Consider the following 18,870-nt stretch of genomic DNA (forward strand, 5'->3'; position numbering starts at 1 on the left):
TCAGACCGTCTCGGGCGCGGTGAACGTCTCGGCGATCGAGGCCGCGGTCACGTGGTTCAGATCCTCGATCTCGCTGTTCCGCTCCAGGAACGTCAGCAGGTCGACGCCGAACTGGTCGGACTCCAGAGACATCGGCTCCAGCCGCTCCAGCACGTGCGTCGCGCCGGACTTGATCTTCTGCTCGAGGCTCGTGCTCAGCACGAAGTCGCCTCCGGCGCGCAGCACCAGCTCGGCCAGCCCGAGCGTGTTGTTCGGCTGGACCGCCGCGTAACCCGTTCCGGCGGGCGAGGAGACCGCCGGTGCGTTCGCGAGCTCGGCCGGCCAATCGCCGCCGGCCACGGTCTCCAGGTGGGCCGCCCATGTGGTCAGCCGGTCGCTGATCCCACGGAGAACCTCGTCGGTGATGACGATCGGCACGGTCTCGCCGCCTTTCGAAAGAAGAGAGAGGGGTCAGCGGCTGCCGAACAGGTTCACGCCCTGCTGCTGCCCGAGCTTGTAGTTGCCGTCGATGTTGCTCAGGCTGGTCTGCGCCTTGCCGAGCGCGCGCTGCATCTGCGCCAGGCCCTCGTTCCACTCGAGCTGCGCGCTCTGGTATTCCGTGACCGCGTCGCCCTGGTTGGCGTTGATGAACGCGGACACGGCCTGGTTGAGCGTGCCCATGGACTCGTCGATCTGGTTCTGCAGGGTCTGCATGTCCTCGAGCGCACCGGCCACGACGACCGGGTCCACACTGAAGCTGACCATGATGATCTCCTTTGCTCTCTCGGGAAGTGGTGTGCTCAGGTCCAGGAGGCCGGGGCCTCGGAGATCCAGGTGCTGGCGTCCTGGAGGTTGTCGTCCTCGGTACGCGTGTTGGCCTTGGAGAACTCGACCATGTTGTCCTGAATGGTCACCAGCGCGTTGCGTACCTTCGCCAGCCCGGCCAGCCACTCGTCCACGTTGTTGGTGAACGCGGTGCTGGCCGCACCCTGCCAGCCACCGGCCAGCACGGCCTGGATGTCGCCCATGTTGCTGCCGGCGTTGCGCTGGTCCTCGGCCGCGGCCTCGAACGCGTTGATGAGGGCGGTGGTGGTCTCGGCATTGACGTCGATCGCCATGGTTCCTCCTTCGAAATAGGGCGGTCAGCCCCGGACCTGGCGCGCGTCGAGCAGCGTGCCGGTCGGGAGCAGGTCGAGCAGTTCGGCCGGCACGAGCGCGGCACGTCCCGCGTCGTAGCCGAGCTGCCCGGCGTTCTCGTCGCCGGCTACCGGGTACTTCACCCCGGAGTCGACGACCAGGTAGAGGTTCGCGCCGGGCGCGCGGCCGGGCCGTCCGGCCCGCACCAGCCCGCCCGCGCCGGCCGCGATGCGGATCGCGTCCGCGGTGTTCACGGTCCGGGTCACGCCCGGCGCCGCCGCGGTGACGGTCATCGCCGGTGAGGCCGCGAGGATCCGCGGCTCCTCCCCGGACGGCTGGGTCACGCACCAGCTCTCGCCGGCGGCCGGGCCGGTCAGCTCCGGCAGCGTCTCCGGCAGCCCGGCCGGGACCGCCTGTGGCGCCGCGCGGGGCAGTTGGGCCAGCGCGGCCGGGCTGAGCGGGACCGGCGTGACCGGCTTGCCGTTGTACGCGTCGAGCGTCGCCGGATCACCGGCCGCGATCGCGTATCCGGTCGCGGACAGCGCCTCCAGCCCGTCGCGCTGGAGCAGGAAGTACCGGTCCGGGCTGCCGGTGCTGCGCGACACGAACAGCTGCCCGAGCCGCGCGCGCCGGCCGTCGATCTCCGGGCCGAACTCGCCCCGGCCGGGCACGACCGCGCCGCCGAGGTCCGTGCCGGCCGGTACCAGGTCCAGCCAGGCGGCCTCGACCGGCTCCGGCGCGCCGTTCAGGCCGAAGATCTTGGCCAGCCAGGATGCGGCCAGCCGATGCCGGTGACCCTGCCAGATCAGGAAGACCGCGTCGCCGGCGCCGGCGATGACCGCGCGGTCACCGAGCGGCACGCCGTCCGGCTCCCGGTCCACGGTCACGCTGGTCGCGGTGGTCCGCGCGCCGGCCTGGTCGCTGACCGCGATCGTGCAGACCGTCCACCACATGCCGTCCAGGCCGGACGGGAGCGGGAGCGCCTCCGGGGCACCGAGGATGCCGACCGGCGCGCCGTGCGGAACGCCACGCAGCGACTTCGCGGACACGCGGACCTGCTTCGGTGCCGGGCCGAGCACCAGCCGTACCGAGGCCTGGTTGAGGAACGGACGCAGCGTGCCGTCGAGGTAGACGTAGCGGCTGCCGCTCTCCTTCTCGACCACCAGCATGCCGGGCTCACGCCACGCGGTCGCGCCACCGGGCGCCAGGAAGCCGTAGACCGCGAACCCGCCCAGCACCAGCGCTGCCACGAGGATGCCGGAGACCATACCCACGATCAGCCGGCGGTACGGCGACTCCGCTGCCTCCGGCTCGGCCGAGACCAGCGCGGAGGTGAGGCGGCCCAGCACGTACGACTGCGCCTGCACCTGATCACGACGTGACTGCATCGCGCTCAGCCCCCCAGCGCCCGCACGGCGGCGTACAGGTCGAACACGCCCAGCAGTACCGGCAGCACGCCCACGCCGGCCGCGGTGAGCACGATGTCGCCGACCCGCCCCCAGTACGGCATCAGCCGTCTCCCGGGCAGCAGCACCGAGACCGCGATGAGCGCCGGCACCGCGATCAGCACCACCGCCAGCGCGATCGGCCGGAACGCGTCCGGGCAGGCCAGCAGCCCGGTGATCGCGAGCGCGACCAGCGCGGCCACGGCCGGCACGGTGAACGCCACCCGCTGCCACGCGCCGGTCATCGGCCGGACCGCGAGCAGCCGGACCAGCGCCAGCAGCCCGGCCAGGCTCAGCGCGGCCCAGTGCCGCCCGGTGCCGAGGATCAGCAGCGCCGCGGTCGCCGGCAGCGCCAGCCCCACGTGCAGCGCGGTCATGTAGCGCGCGGCGAGCGCGGCACCGGCGATCAACGGCTCGCTCGGCACCGGATCGATGTCCTCCTGGAGGTGCTCCGCCTCCGTGGGCAGCGGCGTGAGCTGCAGCTTCGCCATCCGGAACGCGGTGAACGGCACCAGCGTCACCGCGACCGTGGATGCCACCGCCACCACGGCGGCGGACTGCTCCCCGGTGAATCCCGCGTAGGCGGACAGCGCGCCCGCGGTGGCCACCAGCAGCCCGGCGACGGATGCGGCGGCCGCGTACGGCCGGAGCCGCTCCGCGAACGCGGCCACCAGCAGCCCCGGCAGCGCCACGGCCAGCGCGCCCGCGAACAGCTGCGGCCCGCCGAAGACCAGCGGCGCGCTGTCCCGGGTGAGGTCCGGCGCGACCATGCCGGCCAGCGCGAGGTAGCTGAACCCGGCGGCGCCGAGCAGCGCGGCCGGCGCGCGGTAGGTGGTGAACCGGCTCGCCACGAACGCGCCCAGCAGGCTGACCACCGCGGCGCCGGACGCGGTCAGCACCCGGGCCGGCGGCGGTCCGGGCAGGCCGAGCGCGACCAGGCCGAGCAGCAGCGTCACCGCGGCCAGGCCCCAGGCGGTCCAGCGGGTCATCGCGGGCGTCCAGCGCGGCGCCTTCTCCCGGATGCCCTCGGCCACGCCGTCGATCAGGTCGTCGAAGTCGACCACCGGGTACTGGTCCGCGCGCGGTCGCAGGTGGACGGTGTCGCCGTCGTGCAGGCCCAGCGTGGCGACGCTGGCCTCCTCGTCGAACGGCGCCGAGCCCAGGCGCTGCAGCACCCACCCGCCGTGCGTCAGGCCGGTCTCGGCCATCTGCTCGCCGTGGTGCGAGACCAGCACCGGGAGCAGGTCGGCGATGACCACGTCGGTGGGCACGGCCAGCTCCAGTCGCCGGTCAGGTCCGACCACGACGAGCCGGCACACATCCGTTGCCGCGGCAGCATTCACGGATTGCACGACGGACGCGGCCGGAGCGAGTTCAACGGAATTCCGGAGTTTTTCGCGACGGCATGACCCAGGCGGGCTTTCCGCCCGTCGTAGGCGGCATGGCGACAGTGTTGTTCCGGCGGCCCGCGCGACGCAGCGGCCCGGAGATGCCGACCGGCGAGATCAATCTGCAGGAACCGCCCGAGCTCGCCGAGGCCCAGTCCAACGGCATGCGCGCGGCGATGATGTACCTGCCGATGGCGCTGATGTCCGGCGTGATGATGCTGATGTACTCCGGCGGTGCACGCGGCCCGATGAGCTACCTGATGTCCGGCATGATGGTGGTCGCCATGGGCGGCATGATGCTCGGCCAGGTCATGTCCGGCGGCGGGGGCGGCGGCGACCGCAAGCGCCGCCTCGACGCCGAGCGCCGCGACTACCTGCGCTACCTCGGGCAGAACCGGCGCCGCGTCCGGAAGTTCGTGGTCCAGCAGCGTGACGCCACGCTGTGGCGGCACCCGGACCCGCGCTCGCTGTGGTCGCTGGCGATGACGCCGCGCCGATGGGAGCGCCGCCCCACCCATCCGGACTTCCTGGAGATCCGGGTCGGCAGCGGCGAGCAGCGCCTGGCCGTGCGGATCAACCCGATGCAGACCAAGCCGGTCGAGGACCTGGAGCCGCTGTCCGCGAAGTCGCTGCGCCGCTTCACCCGGGCGTACACGACGCTGCCGGACCAGCCGGTCGCGCTGTTCCTGCCCGGCTTCTCCGAGATCCGCCTGTCCGGCGACCGCGAACGGGCCCGGTCCGTCACCCGCGCGCTCATCGCCCAGCTGGTGGCGCTGCACGCACCGGAGGAGGTGTGGCTGGCGCTGTGCGTGGCCGACGACGGCGCCGAGGCGTGGGAGTGGGCCAAGTGGCTGCCGCACGCGCAGCACCCGGCCGACCGGGACGCGGCCGGCCAGTCCCGCCTGGCCGCGGACGCGATCGACGGCGTGGAACGGCTGCTCGGCGAGGAGTTCCTGGAGCGCCCGCGGTACGAGGCCGGCGCCACCGTCAGCCGCGAGGAGCCGTACGTCGTGGTCATCCGCGACGGCGGCCGCCTTCCGCACGGCAACCGGTTCGTCAACGGCGGCTACCGCAACGCGCTGCTGATCGACCTGGAGGACCCGCAGCTCACCCCGGCCAAGAACCTGCTCTGCCTGGAGGTGACCGCGGACGAGCTGACCATGGTCCGTCAGGACCGGATCGGCGCGGCCGTGCGCTCCAAGCTCGCCGACCCGGACCTGCTCGGCCCGGCCGCCGCGGGCGCGCTCGCCCGGGTGCTCTCGCCGTACCGGATGGGCCTGACCGGCGCCGAACCGGCCCGCGACGCGCTGAGCAGCGACTTCGACCTGGGCACGCTGCTCGGCATCGCCGACCTGGCCCACCTGGACCTGGGCGTGCACTGGGCGCCGCGGCCGGACGCGACCCGGCTGCGCGTGCCGATCGGCGTGGACGAGCACGGCGTGCCGGTCGACCTTGACATCAAGGAGTCCGCGCTCGGCGGCACCGGACCGCACGGCATGCTCATCGGCGCGACCGGCTCCGGCAAGTCCGAGCTGCTGCGCACGCTGGTGCTGTCGCTGGCCGCCACGCACTCGTCCGAGACGCTCAACTTCATCCTGGTCGACTTCAAGGGCGGCGCGACGTTCCTCGGCCTGGACGACCTGCCGCACACGTCCGCCCTGATCACCAACCTGGCCGACGAGGCCGCGCTGGTCGGCCGCATGCAGGCCGCGCTCAACGGCGAACTGGTCCGGCGGCAGGAGCTGCTGCGCCAGGCCGGCGGCTACACCTCGGTCCTGGAGTACGAGCGCGCCCGCGCCAAGGGGGCCGCGCTCGACCCGCTGCCCACGCTGTTCGTGGTGGTCGACGAGTTCAGCGAGCTGCTGGCCGCGCACCGCGACTTCATCGACCTGTTCGTGATGATCGGCCGGCTCGGCCGCTCGCTGGCCGTGCACCTGCTGCTGGCCAGTCAGCGCGTCGACGACGGCCGCATCGGGCAGCTGGAGTCGCACCTGTCGTACCGAATCGGCCTGCGCACGTTCTCCGCCATGGAGTCCCGGTCCGTGATCGGCGTGCCGGACGCCTACCAGCTGCCGTCCGCGCCCGGCAACGGATACGTCCGGATGGACGTCACCACGCTGGTCCGGTTCAAGGCCGCCTACGTCTCCGGCCCCTACCGCCCCAAGGCCGCGCGCGTCCGGCAGGAGGTGGTGGAGCAGCAGGTCGTACCGTACGAACTGGAGCATCTGCCGTTGCCCGCCGCCCCGGTCGCACCCGTCGTCGAGGAGGAGAAACCCTCGGACGACACCGCCCCGAGCGTCATGGACCTGGTCGTCTCGCAGCTGCAGGACCAGGGACCGCCCGCGCACCAGGTGTGGCTGCCGCCGCTCGGCGCGTCCCCGACGCTCGACGAGCTGCTGCCCGGCCTGGAGCCCGACCCGCAGCGCGGCCTCTCCGCGACCCGGTGGCCGGGCAGCGGCGCGCTGGTCGTGCCCGCCGGATTCGTCGACAAGCCGTTCGAACAGGTCCGTGACCTGCTGCTGGTCGACCTCTCCGGCGTCGGCGGGCACGTCGGCGTGGCCGGCGGCCCGCAGAGCGGCAAGAGCACGCTGCTACGCAACCTGATCTGCGCGATCGCGCTCACCCACACGCCCCGCGAGGTGCAGTTCTACTGCCTGGACTTCGGCGGCGGCACGCTCGGCGCGCTCACCGAGCTGCCGCACGTGGGCAGCGTCGCCGGCCGCCTCGACGCGGACCGGGTCAACCGCACGGTCAGCGAGGTCACCGCGCTGCTCACCGCGCGCGAGCGCCGGTTCGCCGAGCTCGGCGTGGACGACATCGCCGGCTACCGGCAGCGCCGCGCGGACGGCCGGATCACGGACGACCCGTACGGTGACGTGTTCCTGGTCGTCGACGGCTGGTACACGGTTCGCCAGGAGTTCGAGGCCGCGGAGGCCGCCATCCGCCAGATCGCCTCACGCGGCCTCGGCTTCGGCGTCCACCTGATCCTCAGCGCGGCCCGCTGGTCCGAGGTGCACCACTCGATGCGCGACCAGATCGGCACCAAGCTGGAGCTGCGGCTCGGCGACGCCATCGACTCCACGATCGACCTGCGCCTGGCCGCGACCGTGCCCGCGCTGCCCGGCCGCGGCCTCACGCCGGACAAGCTGCACTTCCTCGGCGCGCTCCCGCGCATCGACGGCCTCGCGGACCCGGCCACGGTCTCCGACGGCGTCCGCGATCTGGCCGCCACCGTCGCGGACTTCTGGACCGGACCGTCCGCGCCCTCGGTCAAGACGCTGCCCGCGGTGCTGCCGGCCGAGGATCTGCCCGCGCCCGAGGGGGACCTGCGCGTCGCGCTCGGCCTGGACGAACAGCAGATGCTGCCGCACTGGCACCATTTCGGCGAGGTCCCGCACCTGACCGTGCTCGGCGACGTGGAGAGCGGCAAGACCAACCTGCTGCGCCACCTGGCACGCTCCATCATGGACCGTTACACGCCCGCGGAGGCCCGCATCATGGTCGTCGACTACCGGCGCCAGCTCTTCGACGCCATCGACGAGCCGTACCGGCTGGGCTACTCCGTCTCCGCCGACTCCACCCGGGCCACGGTCGCGGACGCGGTCGCCGGCCTGCGCCCCCGCCTCCCCGGCGCCGACATCACGCCGGAACAGCTGCGCCGGCGCGACTGGTGGACCGGCCCACGCCTGTTCATCCTGGTCGACGACTACGACATGCTCGGCGGCATGGACGGACCGCTGCAGCCGCTCATCCCGTTCCTCCCGCAGGGCGCGGACATCGGCTTCCACGTGATCCTGACCCGCGGCGCAGCCAACGTGTCCCGCATGTCGATGGACCCGCTGATCCGCCGCATGCAGGAGACGAACAGCCCCGACGTCGCGCTCTCCTGCCCGCCCACGGAGGGTTCGCTGCTCGGCGGCGTCAAACCCCGCAACCTCCCGCCGGGGCGCGCGCTCTTCTGCACCCGCCGCGGCAGCAAACTCATCCAGACCGCCTGGGCCGACCCGGATCGCGTCCTCACACCCACCACCTAGAACCGGGGCCGTCGCTGCTCACCGAAGACCACGCGAGTTCCCGTGCACTCCTGTCCCTGCCGTGGCGCGATCGCCGCGGCGGGGACAGGTAATACGCAAGAGCCTCGCCACCCAGGAGGAGGCGAGGCTCTGCGGTGTCTCGACCAGGCCTGATCGTGCGATCAGAGGGCTGAGTCAGGGATCAGGTGACTGTGCCCGGGATCAGGCGGCTGTGTCTGGACTCAGGGCGGGGGAGCGGCGGCCACGGACCGCGGCGGCGATCGCCAGGCCGATCAGGCAGGCGCCCGCGATGACCATCGCCACTACGCCCGCGATCGGGCCGGCCGGGTCGCGGACCGGGGGAGGCGGCAGCACGGCCGGCTCCGGGCGGACGTCCGAGGTCACCGGCGCGTCCGCGGTGACCAGCGCGGTCACGGCGGCGTAGGGGTCGACCACGCCGGCGCCGGTCAGCGGCGACGGGCCGCCGGGGGCGGGCTCCGCGGTCTGGAGCAGCCGTGCGGCGACCTCGGCGGCCGCCAGGTCCGGATGGTAGGCGCGGACCAGCGCGGCCGCGCCCGCCACGTAGGCCGCGGCGACGGCCGCGCCGGTCACGCTGTAGTGCCCGTCCCCGGCCGGTGCCGGGCCGACCGCGCCCTCGGCGGGGCCCAGCAGGTCGATCCCGGCCGCCTCGCCGTGCACGGCCGCGGGCAGGCCGGCCGCGGTGACGCCGGCGACCGCCAGCACCTCCGGGTAGGCCGCGGGGAACCAGGCCGTCCCCACCGGGTCCGCGTCGCCGGTCGTCTCCGGCACCGCGGCCACCACCAGCACGTTCGAGGCCAGTGCGGCCTGCACGGCGGCCCGCAGCGACGCGTTCGCGGCCGGGACGCCGGCACCGGACAGCACCACGTCCGCGCCGGCCGCGGTCGCGGCGCGCAGGCCGTCCGCCAGGCGCGCGGGCGTGATCTTCCCGTCCCTGTCCGTGATCCGGATCGGCAGGATCTGCGCGCCCGGGGCCATGCCGACCGGGCCGGCGCCGGAGACCGGGCGCGCGGCCACGATCCCGGCCAGCGCGGTGCCCCGGCCGAGACAGTCGTTGTCCGCGGCGCCGCCGCCCGCCAGGTCGGTGCCGCGCCGGACCGCGCCGGTCAGCGACGGCACGGTGGCGCTGACGCCGGTGTCCAGCACCGCGACCAGCACGCCCTCGCCGCGGGTGAGCGGCCACAGCTGGTGCGGCGCCATCCGTTCCTGGGCCCAGGACGGCGTGCGCGCGACCTCGGGCGACGCGCCGACGCACCCCTTCGAGGTCGAGGGCAGCGGCGGGATCTCCACCGGGACCGGGGCGACCAGCAGCAACGACACCAGCGCGGGTACGGCCTGCAGCATCATCGCCCCCGCGCCTGGAGCAGCACCGCGGCCCGGAAGAGCGCGACCGTGCCCGGCGCCGTGAACCGGTGACCCCGGGCTCGGATGTGCGCCAGCAGCCCCGGATCCGCGACCTTGCCGTACCGGTCGAGGTAGTGCCCGGCCGCGTCCGTCCACACGTACCGCCCGTCGGTGCGGAAGCCGATCGCCACCCGCACGCCGGAGTCCGGCGCCAGCACGTCCGGCATGGTGGCGGTGGTCCGCAGCACCGGCGCGCCGGCCCGCAGGTAGGCCAGCACCAAGCCGCGTTCGGGCTCGTCCAGCGTCTCCCGCTCGGCCGCGAAACCGGGCCGTCCGGCCACCTTGTCGAACAGCGCCGCGATCCTCACCGGCGGGTCGGCCGGCTCGCGGCTCCACAGCAGGTGCGCGAGCGCCAGCACGCCCGGCTCGTCGCCGAGCGGCCGCACACCGAGCTGCCGCAACGGTTCCGGCACCTCGTCCGTCAGCGCCAGGTAGCGGTCTCCGGTGCGCCAGAGCGCGTCCACGCCGCCCTCGGTCGCGCAGGCGGACGCCATCGCCCGGTCCGCGTCGTTGAGGTCGCGGCCCGCGGCCACGCTCAGATCCCGGCTCACGACCGGCCCTCGCCGTCACGCGCACGCCCGGTCATGACGCCGGGATCCCGGTCAGGTGCGGTGCCACGTCCTGGACCACCAGCATGCGCATCTCGTCCACGCTCGGGCTCCGGAGCGTCCGCATGCGGCCGGCCTGGCGCGTCACGGCCTCGTCGAACACCTGCCGGGCGTACCGTGCGTTGCCGAAGGTGTGGTCCTTGGGCACCCGCTCGAAGTGCTCGCGCAGCGCCACCAGCGTCCCTCCCGGACAGTCGTAGCCGCTGGACTGGGCGAAGCCCTCGAAGATCGCGACCAGCTCGTCCGGCGTGTAGTTGCCGAAGTGGATGTGCCGGGTGAACCGCGACGCCATGCCCGAGTTCGCGGCCAGGAACGTGGCCATCTCCCGCTCGTAACCGGCCGCCACCACCACGACCTCGTCCCGGTGGTCCTCCATCAGCTTGACCAGCGTGTCCACCGCCTCGCGGCCGAAGTCCTGGCCGCCACCGGCGTTCGTCAGCGTGTACGCCTCGTCGATGAACAGCAGCCCGCCGCGGGCACGCTCGAACGCCTCCGTGGTCCGGTGCGCGGTGTGCCCCAGATATTCGCCGACCAGGTCCGCGCGCGACACCTCCACGACCTGACCCGACGGGAGTACGCCGAGCGCGGCCAGCAGCCGGCCGTACAACCGGGCCATGGTGGTCTTTCCGGTGCCGGGCGGGCCGGAGAAGACCAGGTGCCGGGAGACCGGCGGTGCGGGCAGCCCGGCCTCGACGCGGGCCCGGGACGAGGCGAGCAGGTCGATGAGCTCCGCGACCTCGCGCTTCGCCTCGGTCAGCCCGACCATCCGCTGCAGCTTGTCCAGCAACGCGTCCAGCTCGCGGCGCTGCTCGCCGAGCCCGGACACCTCCGCCTCGCCCAGATCCTGCGGCATCAGCCGGGCCAGCTCGACGCCGTCCAGCGTGCCCTCCTGGGACAGCCGGAACGCCTGCCGCCCGATCATGTCCTCGAAGACCTTCCGGGCCACGCGCGCGTTGCCGAACGACTCCGTGCGCGCCATGCCGTCGAACAGCCGCTCCAGCGCGGTGCGCGTGTCGTACTCCAGCGCGTAGTGGTGCGTGCGGCACAGCGACTCGACGATGCTCACCAGCTCGTGCGTGGCGTAGCTCTCGAACTCCACCGTCTTCGCGAACCGGGACGACAGGCCGGGGTTGGAGTCCATGAACGCGCGCATCTGCGGCGAGTAGCCGGCCACGATCACCACCACCTCCTCGCGGTGGTCCTCCATCAGCTTGACCAGCATGTCGATCGCCTCGCGGCCGAAGTCGTGCCCGCCCCCGCCACCCTCCACAGGGGACAGCGTGTACGCCTCGTCGATGAACAGCACGCCGCCGATCGCCTCGGTGAACCGCTCCTGCGTCTTCACCGCGGTGCCGCCCACGTGCTCCGCGACCAGGTCGGCCCGGGACACCTCGACCAGCTGGCCGCCCGGCAGCACCTCCAGCGAGGCCAGGATCTTCCCGTACAGCCGCGCCACCGTGGTCTTACCGGTACCGGGCGCGCCCGCGAACACCATGTGCCGGGACATCGGCGGCACCGGCAGCCCGGCCGCGGACCGCTGACGGCTGATCCGGTGCAGGCCGACCAGCGTGGCGATCTCCCGCTTCACCCCGGCCAGGCCGACCAGCCGCTGCAACTCGTCCAGCAGTGCGGCCGCGGCGTCACCGGTCCCGGCGTCCTTGACCGGCACCTCGTCGGCCGGGCGCTCGGCCGGGGCCGCGGCAGGGCGCTCCACCGGCACGAGCGGGGCGGACGACGGGCCGCTGTCGCCCGCGCCGTTGCCGGTCACCTCGCAGCCGTCCAGCGTGCAGTGCGCGCCCGGCGCCAGCCGTACGCCCATGCCGCCGTTGCCGGTCACCCGGCTGCGGACCAGCGTCAGCGTCGCGCCCGCGTCCGCCCGCGCGCCGTCGGTCCTCGCGCCGCGCAGCTCGCAGCCGGTCCCGCGCGCGGTGCCGGTGCCGGTCACCAGCAGGCCCACGGCGGCGTCGCGCAGCGTCGTCTCCTCCAGCACGACCGTGCCCGCGGCGCCGACCAGCACGGCCGCGACCCCGCCGCCACGCACGTCGCCGCGGCGTACCGTGGCGTCACCACCGTCCGCGACCTGCAACCCGGCCCGCGTGCAGCCGTCCACGGTCACGTCGTCCAGCGTGCCGCGGCCGCCGCCGTCGATCGCGAACCCGAAGTCACCACCGTCCACGGCCGTGCCGGCGAACGTGCCGTGCGCGTCGTCCCGGATCAGCACGCCGGTCGCGCCGCCACCGTGCACGGCACCCCGCGTGAACACCGGCGCGGACTCGCCGCTCAGCACCACCGCGGCCGCGGAACCGGCCGTGAACGTGCAGCCCGTGTAGCGTCCGGCCGCGCGCTCCACCAGCACCAGCGCGTGCCCGGCACCGCCGCTGACCGTGCAGTCGGTCAGCACCGGCCCGGCGTCGCCGGTGACCACGACCGCGTGACCGCCGGTCCCGGACACGGTGCAACCGGAGAACTCCGGCCGTCCGTCCGTGACCTGCAGGCCGCCGCCCGGTGTGTCGTGCACGGTGGTGCCGCGCGCGGTCAGCTGCCCGCCCTGCTCGACCGCGATCGCCGGGCCGGTGGAGGCGCTGATGTCACAGTCCTCCAGCGTGGCCCGGCCGTCGCCGGCGGTCAGCACCGCGGCGCCGCCGGTCTCCCGGACCGTGCACGTGCGCAGCGTCAGTTCGCCGCCGTGCGCCAGCACCACGCCGGTCGTACCGATGCCGCTGACCACCGTGGAGTCCAGGATCCCGGTGCCGGACCGCTCCGCCAGCACGCCCACGCCGTCCGGGTTCGTCACCGTGCAGCCGCGCGCCGCGATCCGGCCGGACGGCACGTGCAGCGCCACCACGCCCGCGGCCTCGATCGCGCAGTCGTCCAGCGCGAGCGTCCCGGCGCCCACCTGCACGGCCGGGAAACCGGGGCCGCCGCCGCGCAGCACCAGGCCGCGCAGCGTGGCCGTACCGGCCGAGGCGAAGACCGCCACGCCGTCGCCGCCGTCCACGATCACGCTGCCGCGACCGTCCTCGGCCAGCAGCGTCACGTCCCGCGGCAGGCGCAGCTGCTCCCGGTACGTGCCCGGCTGCACGAAGACGGTCGCGCCCGGCCCGGCCGCGGCCAGCGCCGCGCCGATCGTCGGCAGGCAGTCCGGCTCGGTCTGCGAGACCGTGATCATCAGTTGCCTCCAGCAGGGGGAGTGTCGGAGAAGCCGCGGCCGCGCTCGTCGAGACCGACCGGGAAGTCCAGGGGGAGCGGCGCGCCGCCGGACCGGGCCGCTGCACGCAGCCGGGTCAGCATCCGCTCCGGCGCCGCGGTCGTCGCGGACTCGGACAGCAGCACCCGGGCCGGGCGCCCGTCCTCGGCTGGCGGGTCGACCGCCAGCACGGTGAACCGGGCGCCAGGCGGGAACAGCACCGCGCCCGGCGCGTCGCCCAGCCCGGCCAGGCGGCGCGCGCTGACGGACCAGATCGCGTACTCCACCCCGCCCTCGGCCACGTCACCCGGCGTCAGCGCCGCGTCGACGAACCCGGGCTCGATCAGCTCCAGGCCCGGCCGGTAGCGCGACGGCGTCCCGTCATGCCGCGCGAAGACCGGGCCGATCGCGGTCGGCAGCCGCAGGAGTGCGCCGGCCAGGCAGCGGGCCAGCAGCGTGCCGTCCCCGTCGCCGGACCGCAGGAAGGCGTTGAGCGCACGGCGTTCGTCCGTCACGTATGCCCGCACCGCGACCAGGCCCGGGACGCCGGCGGCCGGGTCGAAACCGCCGCGCAGGCCCGGCTGCTCCGCGAGCGTGCGGCTGACCAGGCGGGCGTAGGCGTCGTACCGCGCACCGAGCAGCGCGTTCAGCTCCCGCCGATCGTCCGGCCCGGCCTCGCCGAGGACCCGCACCCAGCCGGTGACCGGCGTATCCGGCTGTTTCTCCTCGGGCCCCGCAGCCTGCTCCACCGTTACCTCGACCGGCTCCCAGCGCGCGGTGATCGGCGGCCGGACCGCCGTGAGCAGCGCGATCGTCTCCGCCGCGACCGGCTCCGGCTTCAGCGCGCCGACCCGCACCACGGGCAGGCCCAGCAGTTCCAGCGACGGCGCCTCCCCCGCGAACGCGCCCACCGGCAGCCAGCGGATGCCCTCCCGCGCGTCGATCAGGTGCGCCAGGATCGCGCCCGGCAGCACCGTGCCCAGGTCGGTGAGCTCGGTCACGGACGGGCCGGTCACCACGGTCGACCAGCGTCCGCTCGGCGGCAGCGCGGCCAGCGCGGTCAGCAGATCGTCGCGCGGGTCGGCGCCGGTGTGCAGCACGAGCGCGTCGCCGACGACCTCGCCGAGCATGGTCCCGTTCATTCGCCCTCCCTCGCCTCGCACCCACGACGCAGCGCCGCCCGGCGGAGTTCAACCCGATTTCCGGGAGATCCCGTTGAACTTCCGCCCACCCGCCCCCGTCGTGGGTCGGGAGCGGTGACGGCGGACAGGAGGTGACCGGTGACGGTGTACGGCTTGCCGGGCGGGTGGGGCCTGCACGCGGAGACCATCGGGTCCACGCTGACGCTGCGCGGGGACGGGGACTCGCTCGGCGCGCTCCGCACCGTGCTGGCGTCGCTGCCCGAGGAGCCCGGCCGCGTCGCGGTGCTCAGCGCCCCCGCGGTGACCGCCCGCGCCGACTACTTCGACGTGCTCCCCGACCTGGTCGCGGAGCACTTCGGTGGCATCGCGGCCGCCGTCCGCCTGGTCCCGATCGGCCGATACGCACCGACGGTACGCCCCGCCGTCGCCGGCCGCCGCCTCGCGGACGAGCTGGGACAGCCGGTGGTCCTGCCGGAGAAGGCGCTGCTCGACCCGTCCGTGCTGCCGCTGGAGTGGCTGCTCTGCGCGCCGGGCGAGGCGGCCGGCACGGAACTGCTGCCGCCACCCGTGTGGAGACCGCCGACCGGGACGCCGGTGGGCCGGCCGGGCAGAACACCGGGCCGCGACGAGCCGGAGGTGCCCCCGTTCATCCCGCCGTCGGAGGCGCCCACGTTCGCGTCCCCGGTGTTCGCGCCACCGCCGTTCCCGGCGCCGGCCGCGTCCTCCGCGCCGGCCGCGTCCTTCGCACCGGCCGCGTCCTTCGCACCGGCCGCGACCTCCGCACCGGCCGCGGCACCGGCAGGGACGAAGGCGTCGTCAGGGCCGACGCAGCCGGGCCCGACGCAGCCGAAGGCGCCGGTGGGACCGACGTTCGGACCGCCGCTGCCGGAGCCGCCGACGTTCGCGCCGCACGCGTTTGCGTCGCAGACTTTCGCGTCTCCGACGTCCGGATCCGCGCCGCCCGGGACCTCCGCGTTCGCCTCGGACTACGACTCGCCGACCTTCGCCCCGGCAGATCCACTCGAACCGGTCTTCCCGGTGTCCCCGCCGCTGCCGCCGCCACCGCCGTTGCCGCCCGCGCCGGTTGAGCCCGATCGTGCGGAATCGCCGCGACCGGCCGAGATCGCACCCATCAGCGCGGCACCCGTCGCGCCGGTGCCGACCGGCGACGCCGTCACCGGATCGGCCGAGGTCGCGACCAGTAGCGCGGCACCCGCAGGATCGGCCGAGGTCGCACTCATTGGCGCGGCACCGGCTGGCCCGACCGAGATCCCACCCGTTAGCGTGGCACTGGCCGGCCAGGTCGAGGCCGCGCCCATCAGTGCGGCACCGGTGGTCCCGGCCGAGGTCGCGCCCGCGGCGCCGTCCCCGGTCGCCTTCGCAGGTCCGATCGAGGTGATGGTCGCCAAACCGGTCGAGATCTTCTCCGCCGCGCCGGCCGTCACCGGCCACGAGCAGACCGCGCCGCCCGATCCCGAGCCACTGACCGCACCGGCCCCCGACGTCACACCCGTCACCCCTGCACCGATCGTCGCCGAGGCGCTCCCGGAAGTGCCGCCCGCTGCCCCGGAGCACGCCGCCTTCGCGCCCGTCGGGCCCGCCACCTCCGAGGAGCGGGCCGCGTGGGAGCGGCATCCCGCGGTGCAGGGCGGACGTCGTACCCCCGCGGGACTGTCGTTTGTGGATGAGGACGCGACCGTCGGGCTGTTCGCCGCGCCGGGGGTCAGCATGATCGAGATCGGGTTCGGGGAGCGCGGCTTCGTCGCGGGCGACCGGATCGTCACGCCGAGGGCGCTCGCGCTGGCGGCCGGGCTCGCGGGGCTGACCGGCCCCTACCTGCTGATCGTCGGGCCGGGGCTCGCGCGCGGGACAAGGGAGGACCTTTACCTCGGCAGCCTCGCGGACGCGCTGGGCGCGCCGGTCATCGTGGCGGACGCGGCGGTCTCGATGTTCGTGACCGGGCTGCTCACCACGAGCGGCGTCTTCCGGTGCTGGTCACCGGGCACACCGCGCCAGGTGGACGAGCTGGGCACGGTCCTGCCGCAGCCGACCACCTGATCGGGCGACCGACGTCACTCCACCAATTACATAACCCCCTGATATAAAATTAGCTGCATAGTGCATCTAAGTCTTCGAGGGGGACGCATGCTCGCCGTCGACCATCCGCGTTACCGGTGGGTCGCGCTGTCCAACACCACGCTGGGCATGCTGATCGCCACCGTCAACGCGTCGATCGTCCTGATCTCGCTCCCGGCGATCTTCAACGGGCTGCACCTCAACCCGCTGGAGGCCGGCAACGTCAGCTACCTCCTCTGGATGCTGATGGGATACATGCTGGTCACGGCCGTGCTGGTGGTGACGCTCGGCCGGCTCGGCGACATGTACGGCCGCGTCCGCGTCTACAACCTCGGCTTCGCGATCTTCACGGTCACCTCGGTCGCGCTCGCGCTGGACCCGTTCGACGGCGGCGGGGGAGCGCTGTGGCTGATCGGCTGGCGCGTCGCGCAGGCCGTCGGCGGCGCGATGGTGATGGCGAACTCGGCCGCGATCCTCACCGACGCGTTCCCGGCCCGGCAGCGCGGCACCGCGCTCGGCGTCAACATCGTCGCGGGCATCGCCGGCTCGTTCATCGGCCTGGTGCTCGGCGGCGTCCTCGCGGAGTGGAACTGGCGGTCCGTCTTCTGGGTGAACGTCCCGGTCGGCGTGATCGGCACGGTCTGGGCCTACCGCTCGCTGCACGACTCCTGCACCCGGCGCCCCGGCCGCATCGACTGGTGGGGAAACCTCACGTTCGCGACCGGCCTGACCGCGCTGCTGGCCGCGATCACCTACGGCATCCAGCCCTACGGCGGCCACACACAAGGCTGGACGAGCCCGTGGGTCCTCACCGGACTGATCGGCGGCGCAGCCGTGCTCGCGGTCTTCGCGCTGATCGAGTCGCGCGTCACCGAACCCATGTTCCCGCTCGCGCTGTTCCGCACAGCCGCTTTCACCAGCGGCAACGCGGCCAGCCTGCTCTCCGCGGTGGCGCGCGGCGGCCTGCAGTTCATGCTGATCATCTGGCTGCAGGGCATCTGGCTGCCGCTGCACGGGTACGACTACGAGGACACTCCACTGTGGGCCGGCATCTACCTGCTGCCGCTCACCATCGGCTTCCTCGCGGCCGGCCCGCTCGCCGGCTACCTCTCCGACCGGTTCGGCCAGCGCGTGTTCGCGTCCGGCGGCCTGCTGGTGATGGCCGCGTCCTTCGCCGGCCTGCTGCTGATCCCCAGCGACTTCCACTACGCCGCGTTCGCCGCGCTCATCTTCGTCAACGGCCTAGGCGGCGGCCTGTTCGCGGCCCCGAACACCGCGCTCATCATGGGCAGCGTCCCGGCCGCACTGCGCGGTGCCGCGTCCGGCATGCGGGCCACGTTCATGAACGCCGGCCAGGTCCTGTCGATCGGCCTGTTCTTCTCGCTGATGGTGGCCGGCCTGGCCGGTTCGCTGCCGGCCACGCTGACGTCCGGCCTGACCGCGGAGGGCGTGCCGGCCGCCACCGCACAGCGCATCGCCGAGCTGCCCCCGGTCGGCACGCTGTTCGCCGCGTTCCTGGGCTACAACCCGATCGAGGAACTGCTCGGCCCGGACGTGCTGGCCGCGCTCCCGCCGCAGAACGCCGCCGAGCTGACCGGCCGCACCTTCTTCCCGCACCTGATCGCCGGCCCGTTCCACGACGGTCTGGTGGTCGTCTTCTGGCTGGCCATCGCCATGACCGTGGTCGCAGCCCTCGCCTCCCTGATCACCCCGTCGACCCCGCGCGCCGACGACCCGGTCAGCCGCGAGTCCGAGCTGGCCGACGAGATCCTGCCCGCGGCTCCGCTGATCCCGGCCACCAAGGCACCGGAGCCGCTCACGTAGCCCTCACTGCACCCAGTACCAGCCGTCGCCGAGGGAGCGGTCGACCTGGCAGATGTAGCCGAAGCAGTCGTAACCCTGCGCGGGCGGGCTGTCGCCGAGGTAGACGTAACCGATGGCGTCGTCGGGGATGCCGACCCAGACGGCCAGGAACAGCGCGGTTCTCCCGGAGTCGTCGACGGCGCCGATCGTGGCCGCGTTGCCGGCGTAGGCCAGGTACTTCAGGTTCCACGGCAGGGGCGCGCCGTAGTAGTCGTCGGAGGTGAGACTGCCGTCCGCGGACAGGGCCGCCACCGCGGCGAAGGCGGCGCGGTTCAGCCGGTAGTTGCCGTGCACGTACACCGGGAGCCAGTCGACCAGCTGGATCGCGGCCGCGGCGGCGATGGCGACGGCCAGGACCGCGGCACTCCACATCGGGCCGTCGAGCGTGCGCCAGGCGTGGATCGCGGCCCAGACGGTCACGACGGCCGCGAGCAGGTACACGCCGGCGTAGACCGCCAGGACGAAGATCCAGAGGTTGGCCAGCGGGAGGTGGAAGTACTCGACGGCCGCCACCGCCGCCCACGCGCCGCCGACCGCGCCGAACGGGCCCAGCACGTCCTTGACCAGGTGTTCCTTTCGCATGCGGATC

General features: G+C 73.9%; 13 protein-coding genes. 3 read left to right on the forward strand and 10 right to left on the reverse strand.

Annotation, left to right across the window (positions count from 1 at the left end; all coding sequences use genetic code 11):
• From OP04_RS06365 to eccD, 5 genes are read right to left on the reverse strand one after another with little or no spacing between them, the layout of a single operon-like run.
• Nucleotides 1–417: a hypothetical protein gene (locus OP04_RS06365; protein ID WP_033338563.1), complete on the reverse strand. Its 417-nt coding sequence runs from the start codon at nucleotides 415–417 to the stop codon at nucleotides 1–3.
• A gap of 33 nt (nucleotides 418–450) precedes the next feature.
• Nucleotides 451–744, reverse strand: a complete 294-nt coding sequence (locus tag OP04_RS06370; protein WP_033338564.1) for a WXG100 family type VII secretion target — start codon at nucleotides 742–744, stop codon at nucleotides 451–453.
• A gap of 35 nt (nucleotides 745–779) precedes the next feature.
• Nucleotides 780–1,097: a WXG100 family type VII secretion target gene (locus OP04_RS06375; protein ID WP_033338565.1), complete on the reverse strand. Its 318-nt coding sequence runs from the start codon at nucleotides 1,095–1,097 to the stop codon at nucleotides 780–782.
• A 24-nt stretch (nucleotides 1,098–1,121) separates the two neighbouring features.
• On the reverse strand, nucleotides 1,122–2,504 hold the full coding sequence (gene eccB, locus OP04_RS06380) for a type VII secretion protein EccB (RefSeq protein ID WP_033338566.1): 1,383 nt from the start codon (nucleotides 2,502–2,504) through the stop codon (nucleotides 1,122–1,124).
• Nucleotides 2,505–2,509: 5 nt separating this feature from the next.
• On the reverse strand, nucleotides 2,510–3,865 hold the full coding sequence (gene eccD, locus OP04_RS06385) for a type VII secretion integral membrane protein EccD (protein WP_033338651.1): 1,356 nt from the start codon (nucleotides 3,863–3,865) through the stop codon (nucleotides 2,510–2,512).
• Nucleotides 3,866–4,002: 137 nt separating this feature from the next.
• Here eccD and eccCa point away from each other — a divergent pair, with 137 nt between their 5' ends.
• On the forward strand, nucleotides 4,003–7,983 hold the full coding sequence (eccCa, locus tag OP04_RS06390) for a type VII secretion protein EccCa (protein ID WP_085066266.1): 3,981 nt from the start codon (nucleotides 4,003–4,005) through the stop codon (nucleotides 7,981–7,983).
• A gap of 201 nt (nucleotides 7,984–8,184) precedes the next feature.
• Here eccCa and OP04_RS06395 read toward each other — a convergent pair whose 3' ends face one another.
• From OP04_RS06395 to OP04_RS06410, 4 genes are read right to left on the reverse strand one after another with little or no spacing between them, the layout of a single operon-like run.
• Nucleotides 8,185–9,348: a S8 family serine peptidase gene (locus tag OP04_RS06395; RefSeq protein WP_063746553.1), complete on the reverse strand. Its 1,164-nt coding sequence runs from the start codon at nucleotides 9,346–9,348 to the stop codon at nucleotides 8,185–8,187.
• Complete coding sequence (locus tag OP04_RS06400) at nucleotides 9,345–9,956, reverse strand: hypothetical protein (protein ID WP_051797190.1); 612 nt, start codon at nucleotides 9,954–9,956, stop codon at nucleotides 9,345–9,347. Before OP04_RS06400 ends, OP04_RS06395 begins: the two co-directional genes overlap by 4 nt.
• A 31-nt stretch (nucleotides 9,957–9,987) precedes the next feature.
• Nucleotides 9,988–13,182: an AAA family ATPase gene (locus tag OP04_RS06405; RefSeq protein ID WP_033338568.1), complete on the reverse strand. Its 3,195-nt coding sequence runs from the start codon at nucleotides 13,180–13,182 to the stop codon at nucleotides 9,988–9,990.
• Entirely contained in the window at nucleotides 13,182–14,342 is a 1,161-nt protein-coding gene (locus OP04_RS06410; RefSeq protein ID WP_157239363.1) for a hypothetical protein, read from the reverse strand. Before OP04_RS06410 ends, OP04_RS06405 begins: the two co-directional genes overlap by 1 nt.
• A gap of 138 nt (nucleotides 14,343–14,480) precedes the next feature.
• On the opposite strand from OP04_RS06410, the gene OP04_RS06415 reads away from it, so the two are divergent.
• Both OP04_RS06415 and OP04_RS06420 read left to right on the forward strand, forming a co-directional pair.
• A complete protein-coding gene (locus OP04_RS06415; RefSeq protein ID WP_033338570.1) occupies nucleotides 14,481–16,400 on the forward strand; it encodes a hypothetical protein in 1,920 nt (639 codons plus the stop codon).
• Between the two features lie 87 nt (nucleotides 16,401–16,487).
• Entirely contained in the window at nucleotides 16,488–18,242 is a 1,755-nt protein-coding gene (locus OP04_RS06420; RefSeq protein ID WP_051797191.1) for an MFS transporter, read from the forward strand.
• A gap of 3 nt (nucleotides 18,243–18,245) precedes the next feature.
• Here OP04_RS06420 and OP04_RS06425 read toward each other — a convergent pair whose 3' ends face one another.
• Nucleotides 18,246–18,863, reverse strand: a complete 618-nt coding sequence (locus OP04_RS06425) for a hypothetical protein (RefSeq protein ID WP_157239364.1) — start codon at nucleotides 18,861–18,863, stop codon at nucleotides 18,246–18,248.
• Between the last annotated feature and the right edge of the window lie 7 nt (nucleotides 18,864–18,870).

Origin of the sequence: Catenuloplanes japonicus, assembly GCF_000717135.1 — a bacterium.
GTDB lineage: Bacteria > Actinomycetota > Actinomycetes > Mycobacteriales > Micromonosporaceae > Catenuloplanes > Catenuloplanes japonicus.